The following is a 17548-nucleotide window of genomic DNA, read 5'->3' on the forward strand; positions in this document are numbered from 1 at the left end:
CGCGACCGCAATAGGACGAAATCTATGCCCGATCTTCTGCTGGAACTGTTTTCCGAAGAAATCCCTGCCCGCATGCAAGCAAAAGCGGCCGAGGATTTGAAAACGCTTGTGACCAATGGTCTGGTTGAGGCTGGGTTGACCTATGCATCCGCGGCAAGTTTTGCGACCCCCCGCCGCCTGTGTTTGGTGGTGGACGGGCTGAGCGCCAATTCCCCAACCACAACACAAGAGCGCAAAGGCCCGCGCGTGGATGCGCCAGAGGCCGCGATCGAAGGGTTCTTGCGCGGCGCAGGCGTGTCACGCGATGCGCTTGAGACACGCGAAGATAAGAAGGGCGAGATTTATGTCGCCCGTATCACCCATCAGGGGCGTGATGCTGCGGATATTATTGCGGAATTGGTGCCATCGGTCATTCGCAATTTCCCATGGCCGAAATCCATGCGATGGGGGGCAGGCTCTTTGCGTTGGGTGCGGCCTTTGCATTCGATCCTATGCCTCTTGACCGATGAGGCGGGCGCAGGCGTTGTGCCCTTCGAGGTTGATGATATCGTGGTGGGTGACAAAACGCGCGGCCATCGCTTCATGGCCCCTGATGCCTTTTCTGTCAGCAGTTTTGAGGATTATGAAGCCAAGCTGAAACGTGCCCATGTGATCTTGCGCGCTGATGAACGCGCAGACGCCATTTGGCACGAGGCCAGTCAAATGGCCTTCGCCGCGGGGTTGGAATTGGTCGAAGATCGCGGCCTTTTGGCGGAGGTGGCGGGCCTTGTGGAATGGCCCGTTGTTTTGATGGGCGAGATCGGCGCGGATTTCTTGAACCTGCCACCAGAGGTTTTGCAGACCTCGATGAAAGAGCATCAGAAATTCTTTTCTGTGAAGAACCCCAAGACAGGGCGGATTGAGCGCTTCGTGACTGTGGCCAACCGCATTACCGCTGATGAGGGCGCGACCATTTTGGCGGGCAATCAAAAGGTGCTTTCTGCGCGTCTGTCAGATGCAAAATTCTTTTGGAAAAATGATTTGCGCGTGGCAAAAACGGATATCACCCAATGGACGCAAAGCCTTGAGAATGTGACCTTTCAGGCGAAACTTGGCTCGCAGGCCGCGCGGATCGAACGGATCGCGGATTTGGCGGCGGAACTGGCCCCAATTGTGGGGGCGGACGCAGATCAGGCGCGTCAAGCGGCAAAGATCGCCAAGGCGGATTTGTCCTCTGAGATGGTCTATGAATTCCCTGAATTGCAGGGCTTGATGGGCCGCTATTACGCCGCTGAGGCAGGCTATGCGCCTGAAATTGCGAAGGTTGCGCAGGAACATTACCAACCCCTTGGCCCGTCAGATGATGTGCCAAACGCGCCTCTCTCGGTCGCCGTGGCTTTGGCCGATAAGATCGACACGCTGACGGGCTTCTGGGCGATTGATGAGAAACCAACAGGCAGCAAAGACCCCTACGCGCTGCGCCGTGCGGCCTTGGGGGTGATCAGGTTGATTTTGGACAATGGGGTGCGCTTGAACCTATCCGCCCCCTTCGTTTTGCGTGGTGCGGCTTTTGGGTCTGATGCACCTGAGGCTGTAGCCGCAGACCTCCTTTCGTTCTTCCATGACCGCCTTAAGGTGCATTTGCGCGATGAGGGCATTCGCCATGATGTGATTGATGCCTGCCTGTCGATGGTGGGCAATGATGATTTGGCCTTGGTCGTAGCGCGGGCGCGCGCCGTGCAGGCGGTGCTGTCGACCGATGATGGTGAAAATCTGATCCAAGGTTATCGCCGTGCCAACAACATCCTGACGCAAGCAGAGGCCAAGGATGGGGTGGAATATCGGTTTGGCGCAGATATGAAATTTGCAGAAACCGATGAAGAACGCGCGCTTTTCGCGGCCCTTGCCGCCGCGCGGGAGGCGGCCAACCCCGCCCTAGCGTCAGAGGATTTTGCGGCCGCCATGGCCGCTTTGGCCGCGCTGCGCGGGCCGATTGATGCCTTTTTCGAAAAGGTGCAGGTCAATGCGGATAGCGAAATTGTGCGGCGCAATCGTCTGAACTTGCTGCATGAAATCGTGGAAACTTGTGGCAAGGTCGCCGATTTGTCGCGCATCGAGGGGTAATGCTGCATCGCGGCGCTTTACAGATAGCGTTATGATTGTATCTTAGTGTCTTGGCCAGTTTCGGCTAAGAGTAAGAATTGCAAATGAAAAATCGCCCCGACTATATGCTGATCACCGCCACGGCGGATATGCACACAGCCACCCATGGCAATCGCGCCAAATGCTTGCAGCGTTTGGTGCGCTTGGGCTTGCCCGTGCCTTTGACAGCGGCCTTGTCCTTTGACGCTGTGCGCCAAATCGCGCAAAGGGTGGTTCCTGATCTGGCCCCGCTTTGGGCCGAGTTTGGCCCTCATGCCTTGGTTTCTGTGCGCTCCAGCAGCCAAGCTGCGGATTGGGGCGGGCCTGGCACGGTGCTGAATATCGGGATGAATGACGAATTGGCCGAACATTTGGCCAAGGTTCATGGGCGCAGCGCGGCAGATCAGCTTTATGTCAATTTCATCCGCGCCTATGCGGTGGATGTCTTGCGTCTGGATGCCGATGAATTTGAGGGGCCGCTGACCCCACGGATTGCCAAAGACCATTTCGAGGATGAAGCGGAGGAGGCCTTTCCCCAAGACCCCGCGGTGCAGTTGCGAGAGGTTCTGCGCTCTATGGCGCGGGCGTGGGAGGGGACAACCGCGCGGCTGTTGCGGCAGGCGCAAGGCGCACCTGCTGATGCGGGGCTTGGTCTTGTGGTGCAGCGCATGGCACTGGGTGTCGGTGAGGGCGTTTCGGGCTCTGGCATCGTTCAGATGATTGACCCTGACACGGGAGACGCCGATGTGATCGGTCGCTTCGTGCCGCAGGCGCAGGGTCGGGTGGCATTGCGTGATGATGATGCGCTCTACATCCGCAGTGATGCGCGTGGCCATTCCCTTCAAGATGCAGCGCCAGAGGCCTATCATGACCTGATCGCTGCGGGCGCTTTGATGCGCGAGAAATTGCGCGAAGAAATGCAGATTGAATTCACCTTGATGAATGGTCAGCTGAACATTCTTGACGCAGTGCGTGCGCCCCGGTCTGCACGCGCGGCTGTCGCAACAGTGGTCAATTTGGCCAATGATGGCGTTATTTCGCGCGGCGAGGCTTTGTCGCGGATACCGCCCTTTTCTTTGGGGCAATTGTTGCACCGTCAGGTGGATGCAGAGGCCCCCCGTGATGTTTTGGGGCGCGGTATTGCCGCCGCACCTGGGGCTTCGACTGGCAAGATTGTCTTTTCGTCTACCGCGGCCCAGGCCTTGGCCGCGCAAGGCGAGGCCACAATTTTGGTCAAGCGCGAAACCAGTTCAGAAGATGTGCGTGGGATGCACGCCGCGCAGGCCGTTTTGACCGAGCGGGGTGGTATGACCAGCCATGCCGCCGTGATTGCCCGCGGGCTTGGTTTGCCCTGTGTGACGGGGGCAAGCAGCCTGCAACTGGATATGCGTAAGAAAACGCTCACCACCGCAGGGCGGCGCGTGTTCCACGAGGGGGATGTGATTACTGTTGACGGCTCCTCTGGTGATATTTTGGTGGGGGCTGCCAAGATGATCGAGCCCGCTGTTGGCGGGGCCTTTGCCACGCTGATCCACTGGGCTGATGAAATTCGTGATATCGGCATTCGCGTCAACGCGGACACAGTCGAGGATGTCGAAACCGCGCAGCAATTCGGTGTTGACGGGATCGGATTGTGCCGCACAGAGCATATGTTCTTTGATCCAAATCGCCTGACTTTGATGCGCGAAATGATCTTTGCCGAAACCGAAAGCGACCGCGCGGCAGCCTTGGATCGATTATTGCCAATGCAACGGGGTGATTTCACCGAGCTGTTTAAACGGATGCAAGGCAAGCCTGTGTGTATCCGACTTTTTGATCCGCCTTTGCACGAATTCTTGCCCTCAGATCGCGATGGCATTCGTGCCTTGGCCGAAGCGTTAGATTTGCCTGTAAGCCGCGTGGCCGCGCGCATTGAATCGCTGCAAGAATATAACCCAATGCTGGGGATGCGCGGCGTGCGTCTTGGGATCACCGTGCCTGAGATTTATGACATGCAGGCCCGTGCGATTTTTGAGGCAACCATTGCCGCAAGCGAGGGGAAAAACCCCGTTGTTCCCGAAATCATGATCCCGCTTGTTTCGGCCAAGCGTGAGGTTGAGTTGGTAAAATCAAGGGTGGATGCGGTGGCCGCCGCCGTTGCCGCGCAAAATGGCAAAAGTTTCACCTATCGCCTTGGGGTGATGGTTGAGACGCCGCGCGCAGCGTTGCGGGCGGGCGAGATTGCGGAATCTTCCTCCTTTTTGTCATTTGGCACCAATGACTTAACCCAAATGACCTATGGTTTGTCGCGCGATGATGCGGGGCGCTTTATGTCGGCCTATGTTCAGCAAGGTGTGTTTGTGGAAGACCCGTTCACCCGCTTGGACACGGAAGGGGTGGGTGAATTGCTGCTCATTGGCGCAGAACGTGGGCGCGCTGTCCGCCCCGAAGTGACCCTCTCCATCTGTGGGGAGCATGGCGGTGATCCAGATTCGATCCGCTTTTCGCGGATCGCTGGTTTCGACTATGTGTCCTGTTCACCTTTCCGTGTTCCTTTGGCCAAGCTATCGGCGGCACAATGGGTTTTGGAGGATGAGACTCTCTCTGCAAAGCGTTGATATTGCGTTGAGTCTGCCATCTGATTTGCCAAGGCCTACGTCTAAATGATGCGGTGCGCTGCGCGTCAAACACAAAAACGCGGGTCAAGTTGTCGGTTTTATAAAACCATGCTAGTGGCTCTGTCGCAATCTGAACAACGGATTGCGACATTGGGGATCAACCCCAAGGAGCAGAGGTAATGGGTTTCAAACAGGCATGTGCTGCGATTGCGGCCTCCTTGTTATTTATGTCAAATGCCGCCTTGGCAGAAACGTCCTCAATCTATCATGGGGATTATCCCGTTGTGATGTCATCTTCGCAGCCGCAAGCCGGTTCGATGGAATTGCGCCTATCGTCTTTGATGTTTGATGAGCGCGCTGCGTTGCGGGGCATCAGCCCCTCACAAGTCGCCCGTTTGGGTGCGCCTGTGCGCTCCCCCTTTGGTCGAAATGGGGCGCCGCGTCAGATTTATAACGAAGCCCAATTGATGTCTTTGCCCCGTCCACGCAGTAACGCGCAGCATCGATGCCTCTCCGAGGCGCTTTATTTCGAGGCGCGCGGCGAGCCGATCCGCGGTCAATATGCCGTGGCCGAAGTGATTTTGAACCGCGTGGATAACGACAATTATCCAGATAACATTTGCGATGTTGTCTACCAAAACGCGCATCGGCATTTGGCCTGCCAATTCACCTATGCCTGTGATGGCATCCCCGAGAATGTGACGGATCGTGCCACATGGGACCGCCTGTCGCGCATCGCCCGTTTGATGATGGATGGCGCGCCGCGCACCCTCACCTCAGGGGCCACGCATTATCATGCGGATTATGTCCGTCCTGACTGGGCGCGGGTTTATCCGCGCACTGCCACGATTGGGCAGCATCTGTTCTATCGTCAGCAATATTAAGCGCGGCGCAGCAGCGGGTCGCTGATAGCGCGGGTTGCGGCGGTTTTGACGCCTGTCTTTTGCCGTGTTTCGGGCTATACAACCTGCAAAAAGACGATCACGAAAGCCTACGCCGATGACGGATGATATTCGACTTGCTTTTGCCCACCCGTCCGAGCGGGCCAAGGCGGCCGCCACAGATGCCCCGCTTGATCGTATTTCGATGTCCAATCATGAGCGGGATGTTGAAATCGGTGCCTTTCAGGCCGAGCGCGGGATTTTGCAGCGTATCCGTTTTAATGTGGTCGTAGAAGTGCGCTCTCAGGCGGAAAGCGCCGAGGATGATGTGGACCGCATTTTGTCCTATGACCGCATTGTCGAGGCGATTGATGCCGAGCTTGCGCAGGGCCGTGTCAATTTGCTGGAAACGCTATCGGTGCGAATTGCAGAGCGGGTCTTGAGCTACCCGTTGGCTGCGCGCTGTTTCGTGCGAATTGAGAAATTGGATCGCGGGCCCTATGTTTTGGGGGTCGAGATTATGCGCGAAGCAGAGGCCAATCAGCGCCTTAGTCTTCTTGCGGATGATGGCCCGCATCCTTTGATCGTGTATTTGGCCAATGATGCAATAGCGCGCCCTGATTTGGCGCAGCTCCTAGATCACCTTGAGCAGGCAGGTGCCCCTGTCATTTTGTGCGTGGGCAGTACGGGCTTGGCGCAGCCTCAAGCCCGCCATGGCCTGCCGCAGCGGCGGATTGATCTGTTGGATATGGAAAAGAACGCTTGGGTCTTGGCTTCTTGCGATGATCGCTGTGTGGTGGTGGACAGTCGCACAGAATTGGACTGGGCCATGCGGCAGGGGCAAATTTCGGTTTGGGCCCCTTCAAAACTGGTTTTGGACAGTGCCGAACCACCCAAAGGGGCAAAAGTGACGGGGGAGCAATTGGCGCTGTGGTTGGCCGAGCAATTTGAGGCGCAGCGTATTGTTTATTTGGGCGGCCACCCGCCGTTGAAATCATCTATCCCTGTGCAGGCATGGCCGTTTGACGTGATGCCTGATCTTTAATCTGGGCAGTAAACTTGATGGACGCTGAGCCACAGGGTAGGGCTAGTCCTATGACTGATTATTATCGCCCCATACCCGTTACGGGCCCCGCGATCGGGCCTGATGCCGTGCCCCTTGCAGGGGGCTGGTGCCATTTCACGCATGTTGAGCGGTTAAACCGCACGGGCGCGCGCGAGATTTTACCCGCCGCAGACTTGCCCGCGGCATGGCGCGCGCCGTTGACGGCAGCGCGTGGTGATTTTGCCACTGTGCCTATGGGGCGCCCAAGCCTTATGGGAATTTTAAACCTCACCCCAGACAGCTTTTCCGATGGTGGGCGGCATGAGGACATCCAAGCCGCGCTGGAGCAAGCCCATCGTCTTGTGGCGGAAGGCGCAGATATTTTGGATTTGGGCGCAGAAAGCACCCGGCCAGGCGCCAAAGAAGTGCCGCAACAACAAGAAATCGCGCGCCTGATGCCTGCGCTAGAGGCCTTGCGCGGCTCTGGGGTGATCTCGCTTGACACGCGCAAGGCCGATGTGGCGCGTGCGGGCCTTGCTGCGGGCGCGCAGGTGATCAACGATGTTTCAGGGCTGCGCTTTGATGCAACTATGATTGAGGTTCTGCGCGAGAGCCGCGCGCCCGTGATCCTGATGCATTCGCTTGGCACGCCTGAAACCATGCAAGATTTGGCCCCCGATGCCTATCAAGATGTCGTTCTCGATATCTACGATGGGCTTGCTGCGATGCGCGATCAGGCGCTTTCTGTGGGGCTGACGCATGACCAAATCTTGCTTGATATTGGAGCGGGCTTTGGCAAGACCTTTGCGCAAACCCGCGCGTTGTTGCGTGACATCAGCCTGTTCCACGGGCTTGGCTGTGGGTTGCTTTTGGGGGTATCGCGCAAAGGGTTTGTGGGCCATGTGACGGGGATCAAACAGGCAGATCAGCGTGATGCTGCATCGGCGGCAATCGGCCTATGGGCCATATCGCAGGGGGTTCAGATGCTGCGTGTCCATGATATAGCCGTGCATCAAGCGATGATTTCTGCCTATATGGCAGTAAGCGGTTTGACCCTTGGGGAGGGGTAATAAAATGGCACGAAAATTATTTGGCACGGATGGGGTGCGGGGTCAGGCAAACAGCTATCCCATGACCGCCGATATGGCGCTGAAATTGGGGGCGGCGGCGGGGCGCTATTTCCGCCACGATATGGAGCGTGGCCATCGTGTTGTGATCGGGAAAGACACGCGCCTGTCGGGCTATATGTTGGAAAATGCGCTGACGGCGGGCTTCACCTCCACGGGCATGGATGTGCTGTTGCTGGGGCCTGTGCCAACCCCTGCTGTGGGCCTTTTGACCCCCTCCATGCGGGCCGATGTTGGTGTGATGATATCCGCAAGCCACAACCCCGCCTCAGATAATGGGATTAAGTTTTTTGGCCCTGACGGATTTAAACTGTCAGACGAGGCAGAGGCCGAGATCGAAGCCCTTGTGTTTGGGGATATTCAACCTGCACAAGCGGGCAATATCGGGCGCGCACGGCGCATTGATGATGGTCGTTTCCGCTATGTCGAACGCGTCAAAGGCACATTCTCCCAAGGTCTGAGCCTTGAAGGTTTGAAGGTTGTCATCGACTGCGCCAATGGTGCCGCATATCGCGCCGCCCCCGAAGTGCTGTGGGAATTGGGTGCCGAAGTCGTGGCGATTGGCGTGAGCCCAGATGGGTTCAATATCAACGAAAATGTCGGCTCAACAAAGCCGCAAGCCGCGATTGCCAAGATCAAGGAAACAGGGGCCGATGTGGCCTTGTGCCTTGATGGCGATGCTGATCGCATTGTGATCATTGATGAGGCGGGCCAAGTCGCGGATGGGGATCAGATCATGGCGCTGTTGGCGGCGCGATGGGCGGATGAGAACCGTCTCAAAGGTGGTGCCTTGGTGAGCACTGTGATGTCGAATTTGGGATTGGAGCGGTTCCTGAGCGGGCGCGGGATTGGCCTACACCGCACGGCCGTTGGGGATCGCTATGTTGTCGAGGCGATGCGCGCAGGTGGTTACAATCTTGGCGGTGAGCAATCGGGCCATATCGTCATGAGCGACCATGCCACCACGGGTGATGGGTTGATGGCAGGTTTGCAATTCTTGGCTGAAATGGTGCGCCAGAACAAACCTGCAAGCGCGCTTGCCCGCAGCTTTGATCCTGTTCCGCAGATGTTAGAGAATCTGCGCTTTTCACCTGACAAAGCCCCGTTAGAGGCAGCATCAGTCAAGGCCGCCATCGCCGAGGCAGAGGCCCGATTGGGGCAGGCGGGGCGTATTTTGATCCGTAAGTCAGGCACAGAACCCCTCATTCGCGTTATGGCCGAAGCCGAGGATGAGGGGCTCATGGCGGCTGTGGTTGGGGATATTGCGGCGGCCATTCGCGCCGAGCTGTAACCCCGTGCTGACTGTCCCTTTTGGGATTTTTCGCAAAACCACCTTTTCAGATCGGCTTTGCAATGTCATACCCCGCGCAAGGCCTGATCTTGTTGCGCGAGGTGGATCATGTTGGACGAACAAGACCTCCATCTAGATGATGATCGTGACGCTTATGCGTTGGACGATAGTCTGCGCGCGCAATTGCGGCGTGCGGTCAGCGCAGAGGATGTAGATGCCATCGATGCGTTGATGGAGCCGCTACACCCTGCTGATATCGCTGATATTCTCGAACAAATCTCCAGCGGCGAGCGTGCAGCCCTTCTGGCGCTTTGGTCGCGTGGGATTGATGGTGAGGTTCTCTCTGAACTTGATTGGTCAATCCGCGAAGACATTCTGCCGCTTTTGCCAAGCGATGTTCTGGCCGATGCTGTGCGCGAGTTGGACTCGGATGATGTTGTTGATCTGGTCGAAGACCTAGAAGAAGATCAGCAAGGGGCCATTCTTGGCGCGCTTGACGATGCCGATCGGGTCGCGGTTGAACAAGCGCTGAGTTTTCCAGAAGGGTCTGCTGGGCGTCTTATGCAGCGCGAGGTGGTGCGCGCGCCTGAACATTGGAATGTCGGGCAGATGATTGACTATCTGCGTTCCGAAAAAGCGGAATTGCCCGAACAATTCTATCACATCATTCTTGTGACCCCTGCAATGAAACCTGTGGGTTATGTCTCGCTTGGGCGGCTGTTGTCGAGCGCGCGGGCAACATCATTGAAGGACATTCTGGAAGACAGCTTTCGCACTATCCCTGCCAAGCAGGATGAAGATGATGTCGCCTACGCCTTTAACCAGTATCACCTGATCTCTGCGCCCGTTGTCGATGATGATGGGCGATTGGTGGGCGTGATCACCATTGATGACGCGATGAGCGTTCTTGATGAAGTCAATGAAGAGGATTTGCGCCGCCTTGCAGGTTTGGGCGTGGATGAAAGCCTCAGCGACACGACCTTTGAAACTGTGCGTCAACGCTTTCCTTGGTTGTTTGTCAATTTGGGCACAGCGATTTTGGCCTCGGTGGTGATTGCTCAATTCGAAGCGGTGATTGCGCAATTGGTGGCCTTGGCCGTGTTGATGCCGATTGTGGCCTCTATGGGGGGCAATGCGGGAACGCAAAGCCTTGCCTTGGCTGTGCGTGGGCTTGCAACGCGCGACCTCACCTCCGCCAACCTGTGGCGCGTTGTGATGCGTGAGGCGGGCGTGGGGGCTTTGAACGGTTTGGCCTTTGCCCTTGTGATGGGCGTTGTGGGTTATGTTTGGTTCGACTCCGTTCTCTTGGGCGGCGTGATTGCAGGCGCTATGGTGGTTAATCTTGTTGTGGCGGGATTGGCGGGGATATTGATCCCCGTTGCGTTGGAACGCTTTGGCGCAGATCCTGCGCTCGCCTCAGGCACATTCGTGACCACGGTCACCGATGTTGTGGGCTTCTTCGCCTTTCTTGGCCTCGCCGCACTTGTCCTGATTTAGCCGTTTGGCACTTCTAGCGTGATGTTTTCGCCGTCCTTGATGTATTGAAGGCTGTCATCGCCAATCGCGGCGACACGCCCCCCGTCAAGACGATCTCCAACTTCGACCGTAACAAACCGACCCGATGGCAGGCGCACCAAGGCGCGGCGGCTGCTCGAAGGGCCAGTGACACCAATCAAATTCGTGTCGCGCAAATTTATGGCATTGCGATTGGTCGCGGCGCGGGTCACCCGTTCGCCGGATGGGGTGTCGGTGCTAACGGCGGCGATTTCTGCCTCAATTTCCTCATCTGCACCTGATTGTGCGGAGGCCTCTGCGGCAACGCCATTTGGTGCAGCGGCGCTTGCAGGTGTTGCAGCGGCCACCACCGCCTCAAAGCCCGAGGGGCGGGCCTGTGGCAAAAGCGAACTTGCGACAGCCAAGTCGCTGATCAAGGCCTGATTGGCGCTGCGTCCTTCACTGACGGCGAGGGCTGCTGCCTCGGCGGCGCGGGCTGCTTCGGCAATTTCTTGAAGCGAGGCGGGGCGCAGTTGCGGCGTGATGCTGCTCAATTCGCTGCGCGTAAAGCCGTTTAATTGCTGGCGCTCAAGGATTTCTGCGAAATTCTCAGGTCTGAGGCGTGGCAGCGTGCCTGCCAATGTTTCGATTTGCTCAAGCCGTGCCGCACGGGCCGCCTCTAGGATGGCATCAGGGCGCGGGATTGCCGCAACGGGGGGCGCCGCATCAAAGACCAATACGCCACCGGGGTTCAACGCCCCCTCAGGGGTTGGATCGACAAGACCTGCGCTGTTCAAAACGCTGCCCGTGCCAAAGGGGATCGGCGAGAGGATTGGCGGCGGGGCATCATCGCCGATGCCGCCCGAGGGTGGGCGTAGGGCCAGCGCATCTTGTTGGGTCAAGATCGGGTCAATCGCGGCAAGGATGGTGCCGTCACGCCGTGGCCTTGGCGCAGTAAGGGTAGGCGGTGTCGCCATAAGTGCCACATCGGGCGCAGGCAGGCCGCTTGCCACAGGCGCGCTTGGGGCAGGTTCGGCAACTGGGGGCGTTGCTGCGACAATTGCGGGGGCTTCAGGCGTCACATCTTGCTCTGGGGCAGAAGGCATCAGGAGAAATGCCGTAACAATCACGGCAATCCCCCCTCCAAGACCAAGGGCCATTCCTTTGCGAAAACGCGGCACGAAGAGTGCGATATCCTCTAGTCGAATTTTGCGCTTGGGGGCGGGGATGGTTGCAAGGTTTTGCACATGCGGTGTCGGCTTGGGGCGCTTTGCCAAACGAAAGATGGGCGTTTCATCATAATCATCTGGCAGCGCTTCCACAGTCAACGCCACAGCCGTGATCCCGTAGGATTTTATAAACTCTTGCGCGGCTTGGATGGTTTCCGCTGCTATGGCGGCGATTTGGATCACGGAAACCGTGCGCAGCCAATCATATTGCAATTCTGACAATTCATAGGGGGTGAGGCCATCCAATTTGGCCTCTACTGCGCGCTGCTCAGCGGCGGGGGTGGCCTCATCAGGGGCTTCGCAGCTTGTAAACAGAACTTGCTCATGCGGGACAATCACCAAAACTTGGGCGTTGTCTTCGGCCTCAATCAGAGATTTCATCTGCGCAAAAGCGGCGCTGAGATCCTCCGCATCTGGCGCGGTGCGAACGACAACCTCCCACGCATCATCAGAGCGGCGTGATGCAAGGCTAATGGCCTCGGGCGACAGGTGTAGCGTGAACTCCGTGCTCAAAATACCGATGCGCTTCTCGTTAAGTGGGCCAAAGGGGGGGGCGAATTTTTTCCCTCCTTGCGCCCAACTCTATACGATAGTTGCAGGGGGCATAAACCAGATAAGCGCGATATTTATAAAAATTTGAACGAGATCAGCGCCATTACTCGTAGGCGCGCGTCAGGGCCACGGCGATCAACAGCACACCAATCAGCAGGCATGCATCAAACAGTACGACAGCCGTCAATTCAAACAGTACTGAAAGCCCAAATTCTGCATTAGGCGCCATCACCCATGCACAGATCATCAAAATTGCACTACTTGCGATAGTGACGGGTGGTAACACCCGCCATGACTGGCGCTGTGCAACTGTGGTGTAGTGCCCCAAGAAAGCCAGCAGTTTGAATGCGAGAACGGGCAGCGTGAGCCCGATCATGCCCAGTAAGAAAAGATGGGCATCATTTTCGGTGCCGTAGATATATACAGTCAGCGCGATACCTGGCAGGCCGTAGAGAAGCCCAGAGTGTGAATAAAGCCAAGCGGTCAGCACTTTGGCAATGGTTGCAAAGCCAAAGAAGATCAAAACGGACTCCGTGGCATGATGGAGGGTCGCATTGGTTTGGCCCACCAAGCCATGAGTGATCGCCGCAGCAGCCAACAGGCCTGCGGAAACGAAAAATGCGGTTTTCAAATGTGAAACAGTGCGCAGGAACGCAGGTCCCGCAAGACATCTAAACCATTTAACCACGCGGTTAACTCCTTTGGAGGTAAGAGCCCGCTCCGAGCTACGATAACCAACCTTAAAGTCTTGTTTTGAATCAAGACCTATTACTCATGCCTAAAGATTGCAAGTTCTTATATTTGACTGATGTCAATCGTCACGCTGCAAAAGACGGGGCCAATGCTCTGTCTTGCGATAGTGTTTGGCGCGACTGTCAGGATTCAACTGTATAAACCCCTTTTTCATAAGGGATTTCAGCGCACGATTGAAAGTGGCTGTGGGGACGTCTCGCATCAACGGATGATTGTGGATCTCTGCGGATGTTAAAATCTCATCTGGATTTTCAGCCAAAAGGTCGATCGCGTATAGAAGATCAAGTTCTACTTTGGGCAGCGAGACAAGGCCCAAGTCCCGCTCAAGCGACGCCAAAGGCTGGCGCATGCGCGACAACACATTGAGCGAGCCTTGGTCCACGCTTAAACTCCGTACTAACCGGCCGCGCGTTTATACCAATCTCGCCGCCAAGCCGCTCATATCTCACATCTATATGTAACTATAATTCATATATGTTTCCCAAATGCAACGTCTTCTCTGCATTGAAATTCATAAAAAATAATCAAAATGATTGAAAACGAGCGCCCAATGTGTCACATGCGATCCACGGGGAAATCTCAGACCTGAATTCTTGATGCAAGCGCTTTAGTCGGGCGTGTCAATTTGGGACTTTTCCGCAGATATTCGAACACCCCTCCTGCAGCTGGCCAATCTTGCAGGTTGGGTGCGGGCTACTCCGTAACCCCATCGTAGCCCGGGGCAGAGGCCAGTCCCCAGTTTAGCAGCCGACACTGGCCTCTGCCCGAAGCTATCAAAAACCCCCATCCAAATCTGTTTGGACGGGGGTTTTTCTTTTTCAGTGGTGCAAGGTTTACGCGGTTGCTTTGGCCAAGGCCTGATCAAGATCGGCAATCAGGTCATCTGCATCTTCAATCCCAATGGACACACGCACCAGATTGGGTGCGGCCCCCGCTGCTTGTTGTTGTTCTGGGGTCAGCTGGCGGTGGGTGGTGGATGCTGAATGAATGATCAGCGAACGCGTATCGCCCAAATTTGCGACATGGCTGAACAGCTCAAGACCATCTACCAGTTTCACACAAGCCTCATATCCGCCTTTCACAGCAAAGGTGAACAATGCGCCTGCACCCTTGGGGCAGATATCCTTGACCCGCCCATGATAGGGGGAGGATGGCAGACCCGCATAGGTCACGAAATCAACGCGGGGATCCTTTTCAAGCCATGCAGCGATTTTCGCAGCATTCTCAACATGGCGCTGCATCCGAAGCGACAATGTCTCAATCCCCATCAGCGTGTAATGCGCCGCTTGCGGGTTCATGGTCATCCCCAAATCGCGCAAGCCAATCGCGATTGAGTGGAAGGTAAAGGCCATCGGCCCCAACGCCTCGTGGAATTTTAGGCCGTGATAGGCGGGTTCAGGTGCCGAGAGCGAAGGAAATTTATCACTGGCTGACCAGTCAAATTTGCCGCTATCAACCACACAGCCGCCTGTGACAGTGCCATTGCCCGTGAGATATTTTGTGGTGGAATGCACAACCAATGTCGCGCCATGTTCAATTGGGCGGCAGAGATAAGGTGTCGCGGAGGTGTTATCCACAATCAAAGGGACACCTGCGCCATCGGCGATATTCGCAATGCTGCGCAGATCGGTGATATAGCCACCAGGGTTTGCGATGGCCTCGCAGAACACGGCGCGGGTGTTGCCGTCAATCGCCGCGTTCACCGCGTCAAGATCATCGAAATCAACAAATTTTGCAGACCACCCAAAGCGTTTGATGGTCTGGCTGAATTGGGTGACTGTGCCGCCATAAAGGCGCGTAGAGGCCACGATGTTGCAGCCTGGCCCCATGAGCGGAAACAGGGCCATAATCTGCGCCGCATGACCAGACGAGCAACAAACCGCACCAACACCGCCCTCTAGGGTCGCGATCCGCTCTTGGAGCACAGCGACTGTGGGGTTGGTCAGGCGCGAGTAAATAAAGCCGACCTCTTGCAAGTTAAACAGACGCGCCGCGTGATCAGCATCTTTGAACACATAGGCCGTGGTTTGGTAGATCGGCGTTTGGCGTGCGCCGGTTGCAGGGTCTGGATGCGCACCTGCATGGATCTGCAGCGTGTCAAATTTTAAGCTTTTGGGGTCGGACATGGCGTTTTTCTCCTCGCGTGTTTCCCTGAAGGTTATGTTTAGGGCGCTGGCGTGTGCAAAACAACATCTGTCGCAGTTGTTATTGGCATTGCCCCTAGACCTTAGCGGCGCGTTGCGGCATTAGAAGACAAAACGACACGCGATTTAGTTTGGAGATTGTCATGCTCTCATTCCTGCTGCGCCTTGTGACTTGGTGGAATGGTCAGACGGTTGGAACGCAACTCTACACTTGGCGGAAGGGCCAGAAAGTGGGTGAGGATGCGCAGGGCAATGTGTTCTACCAATCCCGCGATGGCAAACGCCGTTGGGTGATTTTCAATGGCGAGGCCGAAGCCAGCCGCATCAGCCCCGATTGGCATGGCTGGTTGCATCACACATGGGATAAATCCCCTGCCGATGCGCCGATTGCGCGCAAGTCATGGGAAAAAGAGCACGAAATGAATCTGACGGGGTCAGAGGCGGCCTATGCGCCTGCGGGCTCTTTGCGTCAGGCCGCACCAGTCGCGCGCAAGGATTACGAGGCATGGAGCCCCGAATAAGCCTGTGCGCTTTTTTGGCAGCATGAGAGGGGTTCCGTGATGGCCGAAAATAGATTGAGCGAAATTTTGGTTGGCGGCGCGGTCTTGGCCGTAGCTGCGGGCTTTCTGCTCTATGCCGCTGAAATCGGCGGGATCGGGCGCAGCACGGGGTCGAGCTACGAGGTGTCGGCGCTGTTCCGCTCTGCAGAAGGGATTGGAATTGGCACAGATGTGCGCCTTGCGGGCGTTCGGGTTGGCACCGTCAGCAGCCTTAGTCTTGACCCTGCCACCTTCCGCGCAGAAGCGACCTTGAATATCCGTGACGATATTCTGTTGCCTGATGACAGCATTGTCAGCATCGCCTCAGAGGGGCTTTTGGGTGGGTCATTCGTTGACATCCAACCGGGTGGTTCGCCGTTTAACTTGGCCGCTGGGGATGAGGTGTTAAACACACAAAGTTCGGTCAGCCTCGTTACCTTGCTGATGCGCGCCTTCTCGGGGTCTGGGCAGTAACATGCGGACGCGTCTGGCGGGATTGGCGTTGCTATCAGCCTTTTGTGTAGGCCCTGTGGGCGCGCAAGATCAATCCTTGGGTTTGAATGGGCAAATGTCGGCCGATGGCATTGTTGTGATCCCGATTGATCCTTTGCCGCTTGATACTGGCGCAGAGACAAGCCGCCCGCAAACCTTTGGTGAAGGCAGCCTTCCGCTTGGCAGCGGCACAGTCATCGCGCCTGCCCCCGTTATGGGGGAGGTGGCGCCTGTGATCGTGCCGCAAGAGGAAAACGGGGATGTGACCCAGACCGATAATGGCGGTGCGGGCCAATCGGGTGTCCTCTTGGAAACAAGCCCCGCTGAACCTGATTTGGGCGGCGTGACGTCCATAACAGAAATCGCAACAGAAACTGGGTCGGGGGCGCTGTTGCGCGCCTTGGACAAAACCTTGGCGCAATCGCGTGATTTGGAATTGGCGACGGGGGCCGCGGCGCGGCTTGGCCGTATCACGGTTGAAATGGTTGCGTGCCGTTATCCTGAGGGTGACGCCAATTCAGATGCTTTCGCCCATATGCGCATCACCGATACCGATGGGCGGGCCTTGTTTGATGGATGGATGGTGGCCTCCAGCCCCGCGCTGATCGCCTTTGATCACCCGCGCTATGATGTATGGGTGTTGCGCTGTAGCACATCCTGAGGGGTGAATAGGCCCCCGCCTGCTATGAAATCTGCATGTTTCTTAAGCGCCGCATCAAGCCGCTTGCGATAGTCGATGCGCGAGATCTCGATAGCACCTAAGCGGATCAAATGGGGCGTGGTAAATTGCACATCAAAGAGCGTGAACCCGCCTGCATTGAGGCGCGCGACCAAATAGGCGAGCGCAATTTTCGAGGCATCACGCGCCCGCGAAAACATACTTTCCCCAAAAAACGCAGCCCCAAGCGCCACCCCATAGACACCACCCACCAGATCACGCCCTTGCCACAGCTCAAGGGAATGGGCGAATCCTTTCTCATGCAGAGCGCTGTATAAAGCGGTTATTTCCGCATTGATCCATGTTTCGTCCCGATCCGCACAGGCGGCCACAACACCTGCAAAATCGCTATTGATCCTAATCTCAAATGGGTTTTGGCGGATCCTGCGGGCAAGGCTGCGGGATATGTGAAAGCCGTCTAGGGGAATGATCCCGCGCCGTTTTGGCTCAACCCAAAATAGGTTTGGGTCATCGCGGCCCTCGGACATTGGAAATATGCCCGCTGCATAGGCTTGCAACAGAAGTTGCGGGGTAATTTCAAGGGCGGCTTGGGTGTCGGGCATGA

15 protein-coding genes are annotated in these 17548 nt (G+C 56.6%); 10 read left to right on the top strand and 5 right to left on the bottom strand.

Annotated features, from left to right (window positions below):
- Window positions 1-24 precede the first annotated feature (24 nt).
- The 7 genes from glyS to mgtE all read left to right on the top strand — a co-directional run bounded on the left by glyS (window position 25) and on the right by mgtE (window position 10559).
- Complete coding sequence (gene glyS, locus AAC632_RS07260) at window positions 25-2103, top strand: glycine--tRNA ligase subunit beta (protein WP_340297289.1); 2079 nt, start codon at window positions 25-27, stop codon at window positions 2101-2103.
- 83 nt (window positions 2104-2186) lie between these two features.
- Window positions 2187-4718 (top strand): putative PEP-binding protein, encoded by a 2532-nt coding sequence (locus tag AAC632_RS07265; protein WP_340297287.1) that lies wholly within the window; start codon window positions 2187-2189, stop codon window positions 4716-4718.
- 179 nt (window positions 4719-4897) lie between these two features.
- Window positions 4898-5602, top strand: coding sequence for a cell wall hydrolase (locus AAC632_RS07270; protein ID WP_340297285.1), 705 nt, complete (start codon window positions 4898-4900; stop codon window positions 5600-5602).
- Window positions 5603-5717: 115 nt separating this feature from the next.
- Entirely contained in the window at window positions 5718-6644 is a 927-nt protein-coding gene (locus tag AAC632_RS07275) for a dihydroneopterin aldolase (RefSeq protein ID WP_340297282.1), read from the top strand.
- A 50-nt stretch (window positions 6645-6694) separates the two neighbouring features.
- Window positions 6695-7714: a dihydropteroate synthase gene (gene folP, locus AAC632_RS07280; protein WP_340297280.1), complete on the top strand. Its 1020-nt coding sequence runs from the start codon at window positions 6695-6697 to the stop codon at window positions 7712-7714.
- A gap of 4 nt (window positions 7715-7718) precedes the next feature.
- Window positions 7719-9062, top strand: coding sequence for a phosphoglucosamine mutase (gene glmM, locus AAC632_RS07285; protein WP_340297278.1), 1344 nt, complete (start codon window positions 7719-7721; stop codon window positions 9060-9062).
- A 108-nt stretch (window positions 9063-9170) separates the two neighbouring features.
- Window positions 9171-10559 carry a magnesium transporter gene (gene mgtE, locus AAC632_RS07290; RefSeq protein WP_340243090.1) on the top strand — a complete coding sequence of 463 codons (1389 nt, stop codon included), beginning with the start codon at window positions 9171-9173 and terminating at the stop codon, window positions 10557-10559.
- On the opposite strand, the gene AAC632_RS07295 is transcribed toward mgtE, so the two are convergent.
- The 4 genes from AAC632_RS07295 to AAC632_RS07310 all read right to left on the bottom strand — a co-directional run bounded on the left by AAC632_RS07295 (window position 10556) and on the right by AAC632_RS07310 (window position 15216).
- The gene (locus AAC632_RS07295) at window positions 10556-12298 is read right to left on the bottom strand and encodes a hypothetical protein (protein WP_340297277.1); all 1743 of its coding nucleotides are present in this window, start codon (window positions 12296-12298) and stop codon (window positions 10556-10558) included. The two genes, mgtE and AAC632_RS07295, sit on opposite strands and share 4 nt — an antisense overlap.
- Window positions 12299-12440: 142 nt before the next feature.
- Window positions 12441-13025 carry a hypothetical protein gene (locus tag AAC632_RS07300; RefSeq protein ID WP_340297275.1) on the bottom strand — a complete coding sequence of 195 codons (585 nt, stop codon included), beginning with the start codon at window positions 13023-13025 and terminating at the stop codon, window positions 12441-12443.
- A 123-nt stretch (window positions 13026-13148) separates the two neighbouring features.
- Window positions 13149-13472 carry a hypothetical protein gene (locus tag AAC632_RS07305; RefSeq protein ID WP_340297273.1) on the bottom strand — a complete coding sequence of 108 codons (324 nt, stop codon included), beginning with the start codon at window positions 13470-13472 and terminating at the stop codon, window positions 13149-13151.
- Between the two features lie 451 nt (window positions 13473-13923).
- The gene (locus AAC632_RS07310; protein ID WP_340297271.1) at window positions 13924-15216 is read right to left on the bottom strand and encodes an O-acetylhomoserine aminocarboxypropyltransferase/cysteine synthase family protein; all 1293 of its coding nucleotides are present in this window, start codon (window positions 15214-15216) and stop codon (window positions 13924-13926) included.
- Window positions 15217-15377: 161 nt separating this feature from the next.
- Between AAC632_RS07310 and AAC632_RS07315 the strand changes: the two genes are divergently transcribed.
- The 3 genes from AAC632_RS07315 to AAC632_RS07325 are packed head-to-tail and all read left to right on the top strand — an operon-like array spanning window position 15378 to window position 16926.
- On the top strand, window positions 15378-15755 hold the full coding sequence (locus tag AAC632_RS07315) for an NADH:ubiquinone oxidoreductase subunit NDUFA12 (protein ID WP_445322478.1): 378 nt from the start codon (window positions 15378-15380) through the stop codon (window positions 15753-15755).
- A gap of 39 nt (window positions 15756-15794) precedes the next feature.
- Complete coding sequence (gene mlaD, locus AAC632_RS07320) at window positions 15795-16247, top strand: outer membrane lipid asymmetry maintenance protein MlaD (protein WP_340297269.1); 453 nt, start codon at window positions 15795-15797, stop codon at window positions 16245-16247.
- A gap of 1 nt (window position 16248) precedes the next feature.
- Window positions 16249-16926 (top strand): DUF2155 domain-containing protein, encoded by a 678-nt coding sequence (locus AAC632_RS07325; RefSeq protein ID WP_340297267.1) that lies wholly within the window; start codon window positions 16249-16251, stop codon window positions 16924-16926.
- Here the strand turns inward: AAC632_RS07325 and aat are convergent.
- Window positions 16890-17546, bottom strand: coding sequence for a leucyl/phenylalanyl-tRNA--protein transferase (aat, locus tag AAC632_RS07330; RefSeq protein ID WP_340297265.1), 657 nt, complete (start codon window positions 17544-17546; stop codon window positions 16890-16892). The genes AAC632_RS07325 and aat overlap by 37 nt on opposite strands.
- Between the last annotated feature and the right edge of the window lie 2 nt (window positions 17547-17548).

This window comes from Roseobacter sp. HKCC-CH-9351 (genome assembly GCF_037830295.1).
Classification (GTDB): domain Bacteria; phylum Pseudomonadota; class Alphaproteobacteria; order Rhodobacterales; family Rhodobacteraceae; genus M30B80.